Raw genomic sequence first — 17294 nt, 5'->3', positions numbered from 1 at the left:
GTTATCAAAAAACAAACGTCCCTTATTTTTTTCGCCCTAAAAAGCGGATTACCGAACCTGTTCCTACATGGCCGTCACCTTCGTTGAGTTCTATGGTCATTTTTTTAAGTTCCAAGAATTCAACATTGGCGAAATCGGTTTGAAGCTCCTCCAAGGAGAACAAGTAATCTTCATTGTTGGGGCCGCCTACTTTTGGATTCTTCTTTTTAAACGCTAGATGGTCCTTGCTGAAGGCTTCAAAAATGATGGTACCTCCCTTTTTTAAACAACTATTCAACAACTTATGATGGCCCGTACGGATGTTGGGAGGAAAGTGGGCATAGATTAAGGCAATGGCATCAAATTCATCGACTTGATAGCCCAGATTGGGAAGTTCGCCTAGGGCATAGTCAATACTCACATTCTTTTTTGTAGCCAATTTCAAGGCTTTCTCACGTCCTGCTTCGCTAATGTCAAAGGCTGAGACTTTCCAGCCCAACTGCGCAGCATAAACAGCATTCCTACCTTCGCCCTCGGCAGGAAATAAAATGGAACCCGGCTGTAAGTATTCCAGTTTTTCTTTCAAATAGGTATTGGGAGAAGTTCCATAAACATATTCTTGCTGCCCAAATCGGGAGTTCCACATTTTAAGCCAGTCGTTATCCATTTCTCTTGTTGTTGCCCCAAAATTAAAAGGAATCAATCGAAAAGCAGCTAAATAAATGAACTACCGCTTATAAATACCTGTTTTTTCACCACTATTCATATGTCCATAGTTTTGGTATAGTCTCAGGGTATCTCCTTGTGGTGAAATTACTAATGTACGTTCCTCATGGCTGTATTTATTGCCTCCACTGCTCATCATGGAAAATTTAACGGGTACATAGTAGGGGAATATGCCACGAGCGTACTCATGAGTGCCTAAATATTTTTCCGGCAGTTTTATCTTGTACAGGTAGGATTGGGAATAATCCATAAAGGTTTTGTCCACCACAGTCCCTAGTACCATGGAACTGCCATCTTTTAATTGAAACAATTTAAAGATATTGTTCGAATCTATTTCAAAACGATATTCATCATTATAGAGTGCATAGCCGTTGTTGATGGAATATTGTATTTTTCCGTTGGCTCTCGATGCAAAATCATCTTCAAGTTCTGCGGAAACGTATAAACCACTGGCTGATTCCCTGAAAAAAATATGGCTGAATTCAATTGGTTCCATTCGTCGTGAAAAATAGGGGTCTGGATTAATATGCCTTTTGATTATCAAATACCCTAAAATCACCAAACCCAATATTACAACTAGGAACATCCGCAAAGTTTTAAATCGCATCATGAGGTAAATGTAAACGGAAATCACACAGGTCCACCCCACCAATTGACGGATGCCCTGTTTGATCTGACGGATGAGGCGTTTTGGTCAAAATAACTTCAAATTTGAGCTTTTTTGTTAATCAAAAACGAAAGGTAATTGATAAAGCGAAACAGAATCGGTCATGATCGAGAATTTCCGTTATTTTGTGATAAACAAAACAGACATTTATGGAATCACCCAACTGGCAAACGGTTATGGAATTTGAGGATATCACCTATAAAAAATGTAATGGGGTAGCACGGATTGCCTTTAACCGCCCCGATGTACGCAATGCGTTTCGCCCTAAAACTACCAGCGAACTTTATAAGGCATTTTATGATGCTCAGGAGGACACTTCCATTGGAGTTGTACTCCTTTCAGGGGAAGGACCCTCGTCCAAGGATGGCAAATGGGCCTTTTGTAGCGGTGGTGATCAAAAAGCCAGGGGACACAAGGGGTATGTTGGCGAGGATGGTTACCATAGGTTGAATATTTTGGAGGTACAACGATTGATACGTTTTATGCCCAAAGTGGTCATTGCCGTAGTTCCCGGTTGGGCCGTTGGGGGAGGGCACAGCCTTCATGTGGTTTGTGATATGACACTCGCGAGCAAGGAACACGCGATTTTTAAACAGACCGATGCCGATGTGACCAGTTTTGATGGAGGATACGGTTCTGCCTATTTGGCCAAAATGGTAGGACAAAAAAAGGCGAGGGAGATTTTCTTTTTAGGGAGAAATTACTCCGCACAAGAAGCGTATGAAATGGGAATGGTGAATGCCGTTATCCCGCACGATGAATTGGAGGACACCGCGTACCAATGGGCGCAGGAAATCTTGGCCAAGTCGCCAACATCCATTAAAATGCTCAAATTTGCCATGAACCTTACCGATGACGGTATGGTGGGACAACAAGTATTTGCAGGGGAAGCCACGCGATTGGCCTATATGACCGATGAGGCCAAAGAGGGAAGGAACGCCTTTTTGGAAAAGCGCAAGCCCGATTTTGGCAAGGATAAATGGATTCCGTAAATCACCTGTAGACAAGCGATTGGCATTTTACAGGCGGGAGATTGCTCATCATTGCGAAGTTGGGAGTTCTCCAAAAGATTGGAATGGTCCTAAATAAAAAAGAGCCCTGCCACTTGGGTCAGGACTCTTTTACGAGAACACTATATGAAAATGAAAAAATTACTTTAGTTTTTTATTACATAGTAAAAGTACCACCACAGTTCCCGTAAATGAAATTATTGTTGTCAACTAGCCTTTTGCTGTTGTCATCTGCTCCATTCTTGTAATTCAAGGTTAGACCACTGGAGTAAAAGCAAGGTTTTGACAAAGAATAATGGGTTTCAGGCAGTGGTTCAGCCAGACAGCGAGATGCAAACAAAACTCTCAGGATAGGCCAAAATTGAAAAGAGCCCTGCCACTTGGGTCAGGACTCTTTTACGAGAACACTATATGAAAATGAAAAAATTACTTTAGTTTTTTATTACATAGTAAAAGTACCACCACAGTTCCCGTAAATGAAATTATTGTTGTGAAGTGCCCGTATTCTGTGGTTTTTCATGGATTTTAGTATATCTTATCGATTTAAGGTACTGCTTTTACGATGTTTGACAACACCCCGTTCACATCAAATAGGGGTTCTTCTGCCAGTCCAGTGCGTACCACAACCAAATCTTTGGAAGGAATCATAAACACATATTGTCCTTCATAACCATTGCATGAAAACAGGTCTGTAGGCACATCGGGATATTTGCCCTCTGCGTTCAACCAAAAATGGGCGCCATACGTACCGTCAGAGTTAACGGTCGGCGTGGTGATGTAATCCACCCAATCCGAATCGAACAATTGTTCCCCGTTCCAATTCCCCTTATCCAGATACAATTGGCCAAAGCGTGCCCAATCGCGGGTACTGGCCCAGGCATAGGACGAACCCACGTAGTTTCCGGCAATATCAGCCTCCAACACCATGGAGTACATCCCAATTTTATCAATTAAGGCGGAATAGGGAAAATCCAAATATTCTTGATGACTTCGAAACTGCTGACGAAGTATGCCAGATAATAAGTTTGTGGTTCCCGAAGAGTAATTCCAGACCTCTGTTGGCTTGGCGATTGCTTTTTTCTTTTTGGGTTGCTGTGTCATGTCACTGTCCAGAAACAGCATTTTGGTTACATCTGAAATCTTGGTGTAATCCTCCTCCCATTCCAGTCCGCTTTGCATACGCAGCAAGTGATTGAGGGTGATGTTCTTGCGCTCGTCGTCCTTCCATTCCGGAATAGGGGCCGGCCAATCCATCTCCAGTTTCCCTTGATGCTGCAAAATCCCGTAACATGTGGCCAACACGCTTTTCGTCATGGACCATCCCAAAATAGGCGTGTCTTGATCAAAACCGTCCACATAGCGCTCTGCAATAAGATGACCTTTATAAAGGATGAGCATGGTGCGTGTTTTTTGCGTCTCAGGCTCGGCAAACGCCATGGCAATGGCCTTGTTGATTTGGTCCATATTTACTTCCGAAAAGACGGTATCTTTTGGTGCGGCCTGTCCATAGGGATAGGGAATGGTATCCATAACTTGATTTCGCTGTGGACGGAGTGTCATGGCTTCCGGGTCATAATCATCGTTGATCAAAACCGCACCTAGACCATCCCGATAAACAGCGGTCCGCTCCATAAGACCGTAAACCGTAGCAGTGGCAGAGCGTTCAGTGTCATTCACTTCGGTGGAGGCCAGTTCCACCAAAGGGGCTTTGTTGTCAATTTGGTTCATGCTGGCCGCCGAACGGTTTGCCACATATACCCCAGAGGCCACATTCTTGGCGGCATAACCGGATATCATGTTCAATTTGGGATAATTCAGGTACACAATTACTCCGATGGCAATGATCAGGAGCAATAAAACACGCTTAAGTAGTTTCATGGTTATCAGATGTATTTGTAACTTTCAGCATCTAAATATAAACATTAAATATATGTCCAACATCGGATTGATCATCGAAGAGCGCAGCAGGGATATCGGTGATTTTTTGGTCGGGCGCTTGATTCCCTTCCGCAAAAAAAGAATGATCGGCCCGTTTATTTTTATTGATCATATGGGTCCAACGCAATTGGGACCCAAAAAATATATGGATGTGGACCAACATCCACACATGGGACTCTCTACCTTGACATTTATGCTCGAAGGGGAAATCATCCATGAAGACAGTTTGGGCACCCATCAAAGAATCCGACCGGGTTCCGTAAACTGGATGACTGCAGGTAAAGGGGTAACCCATACCGAACGGACTCCAGAAGACCTGCGAAATGGGCATACTTTTACCGCACACGGCTATCAAATTTGGGTGGCCTTACCGAAGGAACTCGAAGACATGGAACCACAGTTTCACCATATCGATGGGAAGGACATTCCCAAATGGACCGATGGCCAAACGGAATTCAAATTGGTGGCTGGCGAAGGATACGACAAAAAATCCCCTGTTCCCGTACATTCCAATCTATTCATGGTCGAAGTCAAAGCTCCCGAAGCTTATACGCTAAATGTAAACGGGCATCTGAAAGGGGAAATCGGTATTTGTATTGTAGAGGGAAGTATAGACGCCTGTGGCGAAAATGTGGGCCAAGGGAATATTTTGGTATCCAAAGTGGAGGATACCTGCAACATAAAACTACATCCCAATACGCATCTATTGCTTTTTGGGGGTGAACCATTTCCTGAGGAACGCCACATTTATTGGAATTTTGTTTCTTCTAGCAAGGAAAAATTGGAGCAGGCCAAACAGGCATGGGACAACAAAACCTTTCCGATGATGGAAAACGATAGTACATACGTCCCTTTGCCCAATTAGTGCCATTGCCACAACCTCTAGACCATAGCCATCCCATGCCAAATCATTCTTTATTTTATCAACTCGTAAGTTTGATTCTTGTTTTGTTATTAGGGTCTTGCAAAAAGGAGAGACCCATAAGTCAAGAAGAACAGCTCTACCAAACCTATTGCGCCAGTTGCCATCTGCCACCCAAAATAGATGCATTGCCCAAGCACATGTGGAAAAACTCGGTGTTGCCAGCCATGATGGAACTAATGGACGTAGAGGGGATGTATCAGGACCCCGATTGGCAGCCAACCGGATTTCGACCTAAAATAAGCTTAGGCGATTGGGCCAAATTGCAACGTTATATCTTGGCGAATGCCCCTGAACAGTTGGAAAGCATACAAATGCCCCAAGCCGATACCTTAAACCAGTTCACTGCCCAACCATATATGGTTGATTCGCTAAATGGGGGCATGGTTACCTATTTAGAATTTAAAAAGGAACCGAATCAAGTATATTTTGGAGATCTAGATGGCAGGTTGGGCTATTTTGATTTCACAACAAAACGTGTCAACCAAATTTTTCAAGGAGCAAGCCCCATCACATGGTACAACGATAAGGATTCCGTGGCATTTATAAGCGAAGTTGGAATTATTCATCCGTCTGAATTGAAAAAGGGCAAAGTGATTCGTAAAACTCCATCAGACACGATCACCATTGCCAATGATGTACATCGACCTGTACATACATTAATGGAAGATTTAAATGGGGATGGGCAACAAGAGTTGGTCGTTAGCGAATTTGGCAATAAAACGGGCAAGCTGTCACTTTTAAAGGCAAACGCACAAGGAGTATATGAGAAGGAAGTATTGTTGAACCTACCAGGGGCCATCCGTACTGTGGCAAAGGATATGGACAATGATGGAAAATTGGACATTGTTGCCTTGATGACCCAGAGCAGGGAAAGCATTACTGTTTTTTATCAGACCGCTGATTTAGTTTTTGAAGCAAAAAATATTCTGGAATTCAGTCCCATTTATGGGACCAGTTGGTTTGAATTGGTGGATTATAACGGAGATGGTCTGGACGACATTATCACCGTACACGGGGACAATGCAGATATCTCCTATGTACATAAGCCCTACCATGGGATGCGCATCCACTTGAACAAGGGCGACAATGTATACGAGGAAGCCTACTTTTATCCACTTTATGGTGCCACAAGAGTGCTTTCCCGGGATTTTGACCAAGATGGGGATATTGATTTTGCCGTAATCAGTACCTTTCCCGATTATACGACCTTTCCCGAACGAAGTTTTGTCTACTTGGAAAACACCGATAGCGCTAACTTTGAATTTACCACAAACATTTTGGAAGACCCTTCATTGGCCCGATGGTTTTTGATGGACACTTCGGACGTGGACAACGACGGTGACGAGGATATTGTTTTAAGTTCCTTAACTTTTGGGTTTACGCCTGTTCCGAAAATATTGACTGAAAGATGGGATACCAACAATGTAGACCTTCTTTTATTGGAAAACCTATTGTATTGAAAAAATTGGCTTTCATAGTATGTGTTGTAATTATGGGCTGTTCTCCCAAAGAACCGCCCAAAGAACCACCATCCAAATACAAATGGTACGGCCATGAGGTTACGGCCTCGGCCTACAATTCCGTATTTTGGCAAACGGATAGCATAAGTCCGGCGGTGGCCGCTTGGGGCGACACCTTGAAACCTGGGATGAAAAGTATTGCGGTATCCCGAGATCTCATCAAAATGGGATTGACGCACAATACGATGGTAAAAATCGATACCTTTCCCGATACATTTTATGTTAAAGACAAAATGCACTGGCGTTGGAAGAATAGAATCGATATCTACATGGGAAAAAATGTAAAAAAAGCAAGGGAGTGGGGCCGTAAGAAATTGATTATCTGCTACGCCGTTCCGTTGGACACCGTTTTAAATACCACCAATGAAAAAAACTAGCTTACTTATAGGCCTTGCTGCATTGGGAATGGCCTGTTCCGTTCAAAGGGAAATTGTGGACATCCCCATTATTTTTGATGAACAACGTATGGAACTGACCAAGGAATATCTATCGGAACGTTACCATCTGGAACAAGAGACACCGGAAATCACCCCGAAAATGGTAGTGCTGCACTGGACCGCTATCCCTTCGCTAAAAAAATCCTTTGAGGCCTTCAACCGGTCCACCTTGCCCAATTGGCGGCCCGATCTGGAAAATGTGAGCGGACTGAATGTATCTGCCCATTTTTTGGTAGATCAAGATGGCACCATTTACCGGTTGATGCCTGAAACCGTTATGGCACGCCATACCATTGGCCTCAACCATTGTGCTATCGGAATTGAAAACGTTGGCGGTACGGACAATATGCCACTGACCAAGGCACAACTGCGGTCGAATATTTTCTTGGTGAATTATTTGGCATCGAAATACGAAATCGACTACGTCATCGGACATCAAGAATATACTTTATTTGAAAACCATCCGCTATGGCTGGAAGTGGATGATGGATACCGAACCGAAAAAACAGATCCGGGAATGGATTTTGTGGAAAACGTCCGAAACGCCACCAAAAAATTTAACTTTAAGCCCGTTCCATCAAAACCGTAAAATACATGAAACGAATACCACTTTTTCTATTCACCTTACTTACCTTTTCCCTTCAAGCGCAAGACAAACTCACTTCGCAGCTCTATGAGACCTATGAGCAGTTTAAAGAACCTAGTCTTGGTGAGCGCCGCATAAAACACACAGATATTCAACCCTTGATTCAAAAATTTAAAACGAATCCAAAATTTGAGGTGCAAAAAATGGGTGAGTCGATTCAAGGACGGGATTTGCATTTGATCAGTATTGGGGAAGGAGAGTCGAACATTTTCCTTTGGTCGCAAATGCACGGGGATGAACCTACGGCCACTATGGCCATTTTTGATATTTTGAACTTTTTGGACGCACCCGATTTTAAGCAAGAAAAGGAAGCGATTTTGTCCAAGTTAAAACTCCATTTTTTACCGATGCTCAATCCAGATGGGGCAGAAGTGTTCACCCGAAGAAATGCGCTGGGCATCGATATCAACCGGGATGCGCTACGGCTACAATCGCCTGAAGGACAAACGCTAAAACGACTTCGCGACAGTTTGGAAGCCGATTTTGGATTCAATTTGCATGACCAGAGCACCTACTATAATGCGGAGCGCACCGAAAAACCGGCCACCATTTCCTATTTGGCAACCGCCTATAATTATGAAAAGGACATCAATGACATCCGCGCCAATGCCATGAAGGTGATTGTGTATATGAACAATATTATTCAAAACTATGCACCGGGACAGGTAGGGCGGTACAGTGACGATTTTGAACCCCGCGCTTTTGGCGACAATATTGCCAAATGGGGGACAAGCCTTATTTTGATAGAATCCGGCGGCTTTCCAGATGATCCCGAAAAGCAGGAAATTCGAAAGCTGAACTACGTTTCCATTCTTTCTGCCCTGTATACCATTGCCAATGGTTCTTATCAAGATATTCCCATAGCCGATTATGAAAAGATTCCAAGAAACGACCGTAAACTATTCGATTTAAAAATTGAGAACGTCACCTATGAGCTTTTGGGGAACAATTACATTTTAGATTTGGGGATTTTCAACCAAGAAGTAGATCTAAAAGATCATCACGAATTCTATTACAAAAGCACGATTGGTGATCAAGGGGATTTGTCTACTTTCTACGGCTACGATACTTTTAATGCAGAAGGTTATACGATTGTCCCGCCAAAAATGGCAAAAATCCAACGTATTGATGACCCTTTGGACATTTTGAAAGACGGAGTGGCCTATGTAAAAACACAACAATCAGAAAAGAGCGCTTTCGTTCAATTTCCATTGCTATTGGTGGATGAAAAATTTGAACTGAAAAACTTTACGCTTCAACCAGGGATGAATCCCACTTTCTTTTTAAAGAAAGAAGAAACGTTGACACACGCCGTCATTAATGGTTTTTTGATCGACCTATCCAAACCTTTGGATGAACAACGCACTGGGAACGGGCTCATCCTCAAAAATGGCCGATAAAAATTCGAAAACAAACTATTTAACCCTATAGCACATACCTATGAACAAACAAATTTTACTAGTAGCATGCCTTTTTGTGGCACAATTGACCTTTGCACAAGAATCCTTTTCATTATTTAACGGAGAAAATCTCGATGGTTGGATCAACCATGGCGAAGAAAAATGGTACGTTGAAGATGGAGAATTGATCTGTGAAAGCGGCCCAAAAGGAGAATACGGCTATTTGAGCACGGAAAAATTTTACAAGAATTTTGAGCTGACCCTAGAGTTTAAACAAGAGGCCGATGGAAATAGCGGCGTTTTTATTCGCTCCACTTTTGATGGGACCAAGGTCAGCGGCTGGCAAGTGGAAGTGGCACCTCCCGGAAAGGATACTGGCGGCATATACGAATCCTACGGACGTGGTTGGCTTATAAAACCAGACCCCGAGAAAGATAAAGCCTTAAAAATGGGGGAGTGGAACACCATGAAGATACGCGTGGACGGTCCCAAGGTAACCTCTTGGCTCAACGGAGTGGAAATGGTACACTTGGAAGACGAAAAAATAGGAGAAGGTGAGGGTGCCATTGCCCTGCAAATCCACGACGGTGGGGGCATAAAGGTAAAATGGCGAAACATTGAACTGATTCCCTTGGATTAAGAACACAAAAAAGCCCGATTTAAACAATCGGGCTTTTTTTAGTTTAAGTCGTATCGGTTTATTTCTCCAATGGAGTCACCTCAAACTTGATTTACGTCAACCTGAACTAGTTTCAGGTTCTCATAACTATAATTCTATCAGTAGGATGAGATTCCGAAACAAGTTCGGAATGACAACGTGTTAGCACTGACCCCCAGCATTATTTTGAAAGTTAAATTATTTTTTCAGCGGAGTCACCTCAAAGCTTCGGAATTCAATAGGGCCATGGTCTCCCTGAATCATGAATGGACCTGGCTCGCCTTCCTTGCTGTCCAATGCACCGCCAGTAATCCCGGGAATCGTAGTATCGGAAATCACCGTTTTTCCATTCAAGGTAATGGTTACCCTTCTTCCTATGAGCGTAATATCATAAGTTTGCCATTCTCCGGCCGACTTGGAAGCATTTTCATTGGGCTCCACAAATCCGTAAATACCCCCCATGTAAATATCGGAGGGCTCATAATCCTTGCTATCCACAATTTGAACTTCGTAACGGCCTCGCAAATAGATGCCACTGTTGCTTCCTTCGGGAAAGCGAAATTCAGCGTGTAATTTGAAATCTTGGAATTTTTCGTCTGAGATCAAATTGGACCCTGATTCTGGACTGGTCAAAATACCATCTTTAACGACCCATTGGTTCTTTTCACCATCTACGTGCCATCCAGAAAGGTCTTTTCCGTTGAAAACAGGTATGGTTTTGCCCCATTTGGGATTCTCTGTGTATTCCAATTTTGGGGCACGAACGCCGGTCCATTCCATAATGGAGCCATCCGTATAGACCATGGTTCCTTTTAGGGTTTCATCTTCCAGCTGACCATGGAAAATCATGTCACTTCCTTTGGGTTCCCATTGGTTGGGGATACTAAAGGTGAATTGGTTATCGCCAAAAGTCTTCACTTCCGCTACGGGCCTTGCACTACCAAAGGCAAATACAAAGCGTCCTACCAAAGTAGCCGTACCCGAATGCCTTATCTCCAACCAAGAAGGGGAGGTCTTTCCCATAAAGTCCATTTCCAAGTCCCATCTGCCCTCCAACGGACTGATATCCTGTGCATCAATGTGACTGGTAACCCCCAACATCAGGGCGCAAATAAGTGTGTAAATCGTTTTTCTTTGGGTAATCATACGTATGTTTAGTTTTGTTGCAGTCCAAGATACGTATTATTCCAAAATGCTCGGTTTATTCACATCCGCCCGTGAAACCCTTGGCGTTAAACTTGGTCTGTACAGCGCCTTGAAGGCCATTGTGGGAAAGTCGGATAACAAGGTTACTTTCTCCACTTCCATCACGTTTGGGCGTGCAATATTCGAAAAGATAATAGCTTCCGGCCTGTTCTTCCACACGCTGGGATATATCGTTGAAGGTATTTTCCAACTCTTCAGAATTGCTGGCAAAAACACTGGCTGTTTTCCCGATTTCGGTCAAAACCTCGGTGTCGATTTCAGCACCAAGTCCGATAGTAAAGAACGAGATGTTCCTATCTGCTTCCGCAACGGCACGCAAGGCATCCGATTCCCGATAGCGCGAAGCTTGATCTGTTCCGTCCGTAAACAATACCACGGATGCTGCATTGATGACCTCGGAATTTTCCCGAAGCAAATTCTCGGCAATATCGGTGGATTTGATTACCGCCCCATACAAATCTGTGGAAGGATCGTTGCTGATATCGGTGGTAATCCCATCTACGGAAGCAGTCAACTCGGCTGCGGATGACGTCAACGGATTGAGTAAATGAAGTTTGTCCTCACCATCGAACCAATAAATGGCCATTTTGAAGGAATCTGTGGCCGGGCTCGGCATTACGCTATTGATAAAACTCGTGGTGGCTGCCTTAAGTTCATCCAAGCTGCTGTCCAGTACACTGTTGCTCAAATCCAACACCAAGAGGGTATTGTTGTTGAACACTTGTGAATTGGGCGAAATCCGTGCAAAGGATTCCGAAGGGGAAATGGAATTGAAACAATCGTCGTTCCTTCCCTGCTCATAAATGGAAAACTGGTCTGCGGAAAGCCCTGAAATGGGATTGCCCATCAGGTCGGAAACCCTAAAAAGAACGGATACCTTTCCGGGGAGGGTAGTGAATTCATCTTGAACGGAAAGTAGCAGTTCGTTTTCACCAAAGCCCAAACAATCATCCGGTTCTTCGCCAAGCCCCAATTCACGATCGTTGATGTCCAAACTGACATCATCATCTGCATTTCCGCAAGAAAATAAGGTAAGGCCAATAGATAAAAGCAAGGCAAGCTGAAGTATTTTTTTCATTTTCTAATAAGTTAAGGTCCTGCATGCACAACGTGGAAATGCAGCGAAAAGTATTTGTTTCCCGCAAAAATCAATTAAAGAAAAGTTAAAAGAAATTGCTCTGTGTTAAAATCGTTCTGTTGCCATCAAATTTTAATATTTTCACCGCTCACAAACCTACCAGCCTATCTAACCAAAAACCCAAATAAACAATAACACTAATAGGTTGATTCGTATGACTATCCTTTTGTTCGGTGCCACCAAAGATATCATTGGCACACCCACTTTATCCGTTCCCACCGCCAGTTTGAGTGGAAAAAAAATACCCAATACCGTGGGAGAACTCAAAAAATTTCTGGAAAGCACCTATCCCGAGCTCAAAAAGATATCCAAAGTGACGGTTGCCGTGAACCAAAATTATGCTACGGACCAGGACAGTATCAATTCGTATGATGAAATTGCCCTGATTCCGCCGCCAAACGTTTAAAACAATTTTCCCATGAACACCAAAACTGACGCCCATGCCGCCGCTCCCAAACTATATGGATTGGTATTGGCAGGAGGTTCCAGCTCGCGAATGGGTCATGATAAAGGAGTTTTGGAGTATCATGGTATGCCACAACGGGAATATGTTTACCAGCTTCTCAACAAGGTCTGCGAGAAAGTGTTTTTGGGGATTCAAAAACATCAACTTGATACGATTCCCAAAGGACTTGCCACCATTGTTGATCTAGATGAAGTTGAAGGACCCTTCAACGGAATCATGAGCGCACATGAAGCATATCCGGAGGTGGCCTGGCTGGTCTTGGCCTGCGATCTTCCCCTAATGGATTTGAAAGCAGTAGAGCAGTTGGTAAAAGAAAGGGACCCAAAAACGTTTGCTACGGCCTTTATGGCAAAGGGTACTACGGAACCGGAACCTTTGGCCTGTATTTGGGAACCTGCGGGACTACGGCGGGCAAAAAAGTATTTGTCTGCATCGGAAGGCAGAAGTCCTAAACGGTTTCTTTCGGAAGTTGATGTAAAAGCGGTTGTGCCGAGTAATGGGCGAGTACTGTATAATGCAAATGCTGTGGAAGACTACGAATGGGCCAAAAACCAATTAAAAGGGCAGGAGGGAAGCTAGTTTTTGGGAGCCATCGGTTTTTGATGGTCCAAATCCAAGGTCTCCAACTCCTGAAAAATACCGCAGGAAACCTGTTTTTTGACCAAAGGGCTAGAGCTCTTTTGTTTTACCCGAAATGCTATTTCCTTATTTAGGAAGTTCATAACCTCTCATTTCATTTAGAACGAAACCCCACTAGTTTTATTTCAATTTTTAGACGCTTACCGTATTTGTGCTTCGATATGTTCCAAAATGGTCATCCAGTGCATCCGGAGAATCAAAGCGGCCGTTGGTACGTTGTCTTCTTGTATGGCCTCTACCACGGAGCGGGTCTGTAAACCCAACTTCTTAAAAAAATAATCGTCTTGTATAAAATCATGTTCATAAAAATGGAGCCGGAGCTTCAAATCCGTCAAAATTTGCAAAAGCACTTTGTTGGGGCACTCTTTAATCAAACTGTTATGAAAATGGAAGCGCGCCGTCAATCCATCAGCCAAACTATCTGCGCCTTCCATTTGTTCCTGTAAGGCGATCAATTGTTGAACGTCATCCACTTTAAAAGGCGTGTTTTCGAGGGCCATCACTTCAAGTTGGGCTACAACTTCTATCAGATTCTTTACTTCCATCTTGGAGAGGCGGGCCACCACAAAACCACGGTTGGGAACTGCCTGTAACACCTGTGCTTGTTCCAATTGGCTCAGCGCCTCACGAATGGGGGTGACACTTATTCCTGTATCTCTTGAAAGTGCTGCTAGATTAATGGTTTTACCAACCTCAATCTCGCCATTTTGAATTTGCTTAAGCAAGTGTGATTTGATTTTATCCCTTAAAACAAGTTTCACCCCCATAAGACGAAGTTAACTATCATATACCATGTAACGTAAACTGGTTGCACTTAATTATTTTATATTTAGGACTTCAAAATTGAGGATGTCATGAAAAAAGTTTTACTGGGTCTGTTTTTGACCATATCCATCATTGGCTGCAAACAATCCAAAACGACCCCACAGGAACCTGTTAGCCTGTATGATACTGAGTTGTTCAAAACTGTTCAAATGTCTGGGGTTTTCGAGGATTCCAAGACCTTTGTGGACCTTGTTCCCAAAAAAGATATAGCTACACTTGAAGCGGAGTATCTTAAAAGTAAAGATAGTCAAGGGTTTAGATTGGATAGTTTTGTGCTAAAAAACTTTGAGGACAGGTCTTTGAAAGGGCTTCAGTTTGAGCTGGATACCACAAAAAACATGTATCGGCATATCTCCAATATGTGGGATGTTTTAAAACGGAATCCGGATAGTGTTATTTCAAATTCATCCCGTATCGCCCTTCCATACAACTATATCGTTCCTGGCGGTCGTTTTCAGGAGATTTATTATTGGGACAGTTATTTTACCTTAGAGGGCCTATTGGTGGACGGAGAAGAAGAAGTAGCCCAAGGCATGGTGGATAACTTTGCGTTTTTGATCGATTCCTTGGGATTTGTCCCCAACGGCACCAGAAATTATTACAACACCCGCTCACAACCGCCCTATTTTGCGTTGATGGTCAAGGCCATTGCCAGAGGCAACGATGCGTTGCTTGTTGAATATTTGCCCCAAATGACCAAAGAATATGAGTATTGGATGGAAGGAGCCCAAACAATCGATAGTCTACAACCGATAAAACGTGAGGTAAACCTTGCCAGCGGCAACACCCTAAACCGATATTGGGACTCAGGAAACACACCACGACCTGAATCCTACAAAGAGGATTATATGCTGGCTCAAAACTTGGGTTCGGATTCGCTAAAACAACAATTGTATAAAAATTTGCGCTCCGCCGCAGCCTCTGGATGGGACTTTAGCAGTAGATGGTTTGGCGAAGAGGGCGGGCTTGCTTCCACGGAAACTATTTCCATACTGCCCATAGACCTAAATTGCCTGCTGTATTTTATGGAGCAAACGATTGCTGAAGCCAACGGCATCAAAGGTAACGAAGAGGCACAACAACAATTTTTGGCGCTCGCTGAGACCCGAAAAGCTATCATTGATGATTATTTCTGGAACGAAAACACTGGTTTTTATCACGATTACAACTTTATGGATCAACAAATGACGTCAAAACTCACCTTGGCTGGTGTAACGCCATTGTTTTTTGAGCTGGCAAGTCCCGATCAAGCGGAAAAGGTTAAGGACGTGATCATGAGTACCTTTTTAAAGGATGGGGGATTGGTCACCACCTTGGAGCACAGTGGGCAACAATGGGATGCCCCAAATGGATGGGCTCCTTTGCAATGGTTGGCAGTGAATGGGCTATTAAATTATGGTTATGTGGATGAAGCCAAGGAAATTATGACCCGTTGGCTTGCCCTCAACGAAAAAGTATATGCCAATACCGGCAAAATGATGGAAAAATATAATGTGGAAGATCTATCCTTGCTTTCAGGAGGAGGGGAGTACCCCACTCAGGATGGTTTTGGATGGACCAATGGTGTAGCGTTAGGGTTTCAAAAAATCCTAGAAGATTTGGAGCGACCGAACTGATCAGTCCTTATCTACGCTCATAAGTATAGGATAAGACCCCGGGTAAATCCTGATCGACCGTTTTAATGATTCTATTGCCGCTCAATTGCACTGTACCAAGAGTGGTGCTGCCTTGGAAAGCCACTTGCACACCATCACTGGCCCATGCACCAGTAGCTTGTACCGTTCCATTACAATCAACAAAATAAAGACCACCAGTTATGGGGGTTATCGAAAAGTTGGATTGTTGAAACTGATAGGTATTATCGGCGTTGATGGTTATGGTACCAGAGATGCAATCCTGCTCATCGATAAGGTTGGAGGAGGAAACGCCATCATCGTTTAGGTCTACTTCACTGCTTACGTTCACCGCTGTCAAGTCCCAAGTGCCCACCAATTCCTCTGGGGAAAAACCGGAACTGTTACCATCATCATCACTACAGGCGGTCAGTAACACCATGCTCGCCAGGCCCAAAAGGAAATACGTTGTCTTTTTCATGCGTTTTGTGCTTTTACAGGTTGAAAATAACACAATTTGAAGAATAATGCTTCCTAAAACGGGCAATTCATCGAATAGAAGGGGTTATTCACACTAAACCGAAGGGCGTATCGTTTTGCTACCAAATGTTATAACCCAATACCATGAAGAAACTTACCCTAAAATTTTTATCGATTGCTTTCGTAGCAACAGCCTTGATTGGATTTCAATCGTGTAGTGAGGACGGTATGCCCAACGAGGGGGAAGCCCTTACGCAAGAAGAACTGCAGACCATTTTGAGTACCGATGACATTGCCGGTGCAGCAGATACCGCCTTGGCCGAGCTTTTTGCGGGAGATACCGCCGCGAAACGAGCAATAGCCAAAGAAGGGGAGTGCTACAGCGCCGAATATTCCGAAACTGGATTTGTGGCCACTTTTAATAATTGTGTGCTCAACGGAACGGACAATGTGAACGGAACGGTAACCGTAACTTACGAAGTAGGGGAAGAGGCATCATCCTTTACCGCCAGTTACCAAGATTTTTATGTGGGCACCGTGAAAATTAATGGTACGAGAACTTTCGAAATTACAGGAAATGGGGAACAGAGCAGTGTTTCCTTTACCGTGGTCAGTGATATGACCGTGGAAATGGAGGACGAGTCCGTGATTTCCGAAAACGGGACCAAAACCTTTACCATTGCCTTTGGCGATAGCTTGGAAAACACCATGATTTCCATTTCCGGAAATTGGACCGTGGTTGCGGATGGGAACACCTATGCCGTTGAAACCTTGGAAGATTTGCAAGGAAGTGCCGCCTGTGAATATTTGACCTCTGGCAGCATGAACGTTTCCAAAAACGGATTGGCCGTAGTCGTGGACTTTGGCAACGGCGACTGCGACGATTTGGCAACGATTATCTATCCGAACGGGGCAACCGAGGAGATTAGCCTATAAATGAAACTTGTCGGTTCGAGTGATTTTTCGAAAGAAAAATTGTAACGAGAACTCATTTTGCAATAAGAAACTGTGTAAGTACAGG

The 17294-nt window shown here is 43.7% G+C and carries 19 protein-coding genes; 11 read left to right on the top strand and 8 right to left on the bottom strand.

What is annotated here, in order from left to right; all coding sequences use genetic code 11:
- Positions 1-22 precede the first annotated feature (22 nt).
- Positions 23-646, bottom strand: a complete 624-nt coding sequence (locus tag EO130_RS12820; protein WP_127141900.1) for a class I SAM-dependent methyltransferase — start codon at positions 644-646, stop codon at positions 23-25.
- A 60-nt stretch (positions 647-706) separates the two neighbouring features.
- Complete coding sequence (locus EO130_RS12815; RefSeq protein WP_127141899.1) at positions 707-1291, bottom strand: hypothetical protein; 585 nt, start codon at positions 1289-1291, stop codon at positions 707-709.
- Between the two features lie 230 nt (positions 1292-1521).
- Here EO130_RS12815 and EO130_RS12810 point away from each other — a divergent pair, with 230 nt between their 5' ends.
- Positions 1522-2364 carry a 1,4-dihydroxy-2-naphthoyl-CoA synthase gene (locus EO130_RS12810; RefSeq protein ID WP_127141898.1) on the top strand — a complete coding sequence of 281 codons (843 nt, stop codon included), beginning with the start codon at positions 1522-1524 and terminating at the stop codon, positions 2362-2364.
- A gap of 561 nt (positions 2365-2925) precedes the next feature.
- Here the strand turns inward: EO130_RS12810 and EO130_RS12805 are convergent.
- Positions 2926-4260, bottom strand: coding sequence for a serine hydrolase domain-containing protein (locus EO130_RS12805; RefSeq protein ID WP_127141897.1), 1335 nt, complete (start codon positions 4258-4260; stop codon positions 2926-2928).
- A 52-nt stretch (positions 4261-4312) separates the two neighbouring features.
- Between EO130_RS12805 and EO130_RS12800 the strand changes: the two genes are divergently transcribed.
- From EO130_RS12800 to EO130_RS12775, 6 genes are all read left to right on the top strand, one after another.
- Positions 4313-5185: a pirin family protein gene (locus tag EO130_RS12800; protein ID WP_127141896.1), complete on the top strand. Its 873-nt coding sequence runs from the start codon at positions 4313-4315 to the stop codon at positions 5183-5185.
- A gap of 71 nt (positions 5186-5256) precedes the next feature.
- Positions 5257-6705, top strand: coding sequence for an FG-GAP repeat domain-containing protein (locus tag EO130_RS12795; RefSeq protein ID WP_164732936.1), 1449 nt, complete (start codon positions 5257-5259; stop codon positions 6703-6705).
- 32 nt (positions 6706-6737) lie between these two features.
- The gene (locus EO130_RS12790; RefSeq protein ID WP_127142091.1) at positions 6738-7142 is read left to right on the top strand and encodes a 3D domain-containing protein; all 405 of its coding nucleotides are present in this window, start codon (positions 6738-6740) and stop codon (positions 7140-7142) included.
- Positions 7129-7791 (top strand): peptidoglycan recognition protein family protein, encoded by a 663-nt coding sequence (locus EO130_RS12785; RefSeq protein WP_127141894.1) that lies wholly within the window; start codon positions 7129-7131, stop codon positions 7789-7791. Before EO130_RS12790 ends, EO130_RS12785 begins: the two co-directional genes overlap by 14 nt.
- A 5-nt stretch (positions 7792-7796) precedes the next feature.
- The gene (locus EO130_RS12780) at positions 7797-9248 is read left to right on the top strand and encodes a M14 family zinc carboxypeptidase (RefSeq protein ID WP_127141893.1); all 1452 of its coding nucleotides are present in this window, start codon (positions 7797-7799) and stop codon (positions 9246-9248) included.
- Positions 9249-9288: 40 nt separating this feature from the next.
- Entirely contained in the window at positions 9289-9888 is a 600-nt protein-coding gene (locus EO130_RS12775; protein WP_127141892.1) for a 3-keto-disaccharide hydrolase, read from the top strand.
- A 216-nt stretch (positions 9889-10104) separates the two neighbouring features.
- On the opposite strand, the gene EO130_RS12770 is transcribed toward EO130_RS12775, so the two are convergent.
- Both EO130_RS12770 and EO130_RS12765 read right to left on the bottom strand, forming a co-directional pair.
- Entirely contained in the window at positions 10105-11052 is a 948-nt protein-coding gene (locus EO130_RS12770; RefSeq protein ID WP_127141891.1) for a 3-keto-disaccharide hydrolase, read from the bottom strand.
- A 55-nt stretch (positions 11053-11107) separates the two neighbouring features.
- Positions 11108-12190 (bottom strand): vWA domain-containing protein, encoded by a 1083-nt coding sequence (locus EO130_RS12765; RefSeq protein WP_127141890.1) that lies wholly within the window; start codon positions 12188-12190, stop codon positions 11108-11110.
- Between the two features lie 214 nt (positions 12191-12404).
- On the opposite strand from EO130_RS12765, the gene EO130_RS12760 reads away from it, so the two are divergent.
- Both EO130_RS12760 and EO130_RS12755 read left to right on the top strand, forming a co-directional pair.
- A complete protein-coding gene (locus EO130_RS12760; RefSeq protein ID WP_127141889.1) occupies positions 12405-12656 on the top strand; it encodes a MoaD/ThiS family protein in 252 nt (83 codons plus the stop codon).
- Positions 12657-12668: 12 nt separating this feature from the next.
- Entirely contained in the window at positions 12669-13295 is a 627-nt protein-coding gene (locus tag EO130_RS12755) for an NTP transferase domain-containing protein (RefSeq protein WP_127141888.1), read from the top strand.
- On the opposite strand, the gene EO130_RS15500 is transcribed toward EO130_RS12755, so the two are convergent.
- On the bottom strand, positions 13292-13438 hold the full coding sequence (locus EO130_RS15500) for a hypothetical protein (RefSeq protein ID WP_164732935.1): 147 nt from the start codon (positions 13436-13438) through the stop codon (positions 13292-13294). The two genes, EO130_RS12755 and EO130_RS15500, sit on opposite strands and share 4 nt — an antisense overlap.
- A gap of 57 nt (positions 13439-13495) precedes the next feature.
- The gene (locus EO130_RS12750) at positions 13496-14122 is read right to left on the bottom strand and encodes a GntR family transcriptional regulator (protein ID WP_127141887.1); all 627 of its coding nucleotides are present in this window, start codon (positions 14120-14122) and stop codon (positions 13496-13498) included.
- 87 nt (positions 14123-14209) lie between these two features.
- On the opposite strand from EO130_RS12750, the gene treF reads away from it, so the two are divergent.
- The gene (treF, locus tag EO130_RS12745) at positions 14210-15796 is read left to right on the top strand and encodes an alpha,alpha-trehalase TreF (protein ID WP_164732933.1); all 1587 of its coding nucleotides are present in this window, start codon (positions 14210-14212) and stop codon (positions 15794-15796) included.
- 7 nt (positions 15797-15803) lie between these two features.
- Here treF and EO130_RS12740 read toward each other — a convergent pair whose 3' ends face one another.
- Positions 15804-16274, bottom strand: a complete 471-nt coding sequence (locus EO130_RS12740) for a DUF5004 domain-containing protein (RefSeq protein WP_127141886.1) — start codon at positions 16272-16274, stop codon at positions 15804-15806.
- Positions 16275-16417: 143 nt separating this feature from the next.
- Between EO130_RS12740 and EO130_RS12735 the strand changes: the two genes are divergently transcribed.
- Positions 16418-17209: a hypothetical protein gene (locus EO130_RS12735; RefSeq protein WP_127141885.1), complete on the top strand. Its 792-nt coding sequence runs from the start codon at positions 16418-16420 to the stop codon at positions 17207-17209.
- The last annotated feature ends 85 nt before the right edge of the window (positions 17210-17294 follow it).

Origin of the sequence: Flagellimonas marinaquae (assembly GCF_003992675.1) — a bacterium.
Lineage (GTDB): Bacteria > Bacteroidota > Bacteroidia > Flavobacteriales > Flavobacteriaceae > Flagellimonas > Flagellimonas marinaquae.
Note: the sequence above shows the minus strand (reverse complement) of the source record. Positions and strands in the feature narration are given on the sequence as shown.

What these genes read in the sequence shown, in the direction of transcription:
- EO130_RS12815 (WP_127141899.1), bottom strand. Translation starts at nt 1,291, where the DNA reads ATGTTCCTAGTTGTAATATTGGGTTTGGTGATTTTAGGGTATTTGATA.
- EO130_RS12775 (WP_127141892.1), top strand. Translation starts at nt 9,289, where the DNA reads ATGAACAAACAAATTTTACTAGTAGCATGCCTTTTTGTGGCACAATTG.
- EO130_RS12750 (WP_127141887.1), bottom strand. Translation starts at nt 14,122, where the DNA reads ATGGGGGTGAAACTTGTTTTAAGGGATAAAATCAAATCACACTTGCTT.
- EO130_RS12770 (WP_127141891.1), bottom strand. Translation starts at nt 11,052, where the DNA reads ATGATTACCCAAAGAAAAACGATTTACACACTTATTTGCGCCCTGATG.
- EO130_RS12785 (WP_127141894.1), top strand. Translation starts at nt 7,129, where the DNA reads ATGAAAAAAACTAGCTTACTTATAGGCCTTGCTGCATTGGGAATGGCC.
- EO130_RS15500 (WP_164732935.1), bottom strand. Translation starts at nt 13,438, where the DNA reads ATGAACTTCCTAAATAAGGAAATAGCATTTCGGGTAAAACAAAAGAGC.
- EO130_RS12755 (WP_127141888.1), top strand. Translation starts at nt 12,669, where the DNA reads ATGAACACCAAAACTGACGCCCATGCCGCCGCTCCCAAACTATATGGA.
- EO130_RS12740 (WP_127141886.1), bottom strand. Translation starts at nt 16,274, where the DNA reads ATGAAAAAGACAACGTATTTCCTTTTGGGCCTGGCGAGCATGGTGTTA.
- EO130_RS12820 (WP_127141900.1), bottom strand. Translation starts at nt 646, where the DNA reads ATGGATAACGACTGGCTTAAAATGTGGAACTCCCGATTTGGGCAGCAA.
- EO130_RS12780 (WP_127141893.1), top strand. Translation starts at nt 7,797, where the DNA reads ATGAAACGAATACCACTTTTTCTATTCACCTTACTTACCTTTTCCCTT.
- EO130_RS12800 (WP_127141896.1), top strand. Translation starts at nt 4,313, where the DNA reads ATGTCCAACATCGGATTGATCATCGAAGAGCGCAGCAGGGATATCGGT.
- EO130_RS12760 (WP_127141889.1), top strand. Translation starts at nt 12,405, where the DNA reads ATGACTATCCTTTTGTTCGGTGCCACCAAAGATATCATTGGCACACCC.
- treF (WP_164732933.1), top strand. Translation starts at nt 14,210, where the DNA reads ATGAAAAAAGTTTTACTGGGTCTGTTTTTGACCATATCCATCATTGGC.
- EO130_RS12790 (WP_127142091.1), top strand. Translation starts at nt 6,738, where the DNA reads ATGGGCTGTTCTCCCAAAGAACCGCCCAAAGAACCACCATCCAAATAC.
- EO130_RS12765 (WP_127141890.1), bottom strand. Translation starts at nt 12,190, where the DNA reads ATGAAAAAAATACTTCAGCTTGCCTTGCTTTTATCTATTGGCCTTACC.
- EO130_RS12810 (WP_127141898.1), top strand. Translation starts at nt 1,522, where the DNA reads ATGGAATCACCCAACTGGCAAACGGTTATGGAATTTGAGGATATCACC.
- EO130_RS12805 (WP_127141897.1), bottom strand. Translation starts at nt 4,260, where the DNA reads ATGAAACTACTTAAGCGTGTTTTATTGCTCCTGATCATTGCCATCGGA.
- EO130_RS12735 (WP_127141885.1), top strand. Translation starts at nt 16,418, where the DNA reads ATGAAGAAACTTACCCTAAAATTTTTATCGATTGCTTTCGTAGCAACA.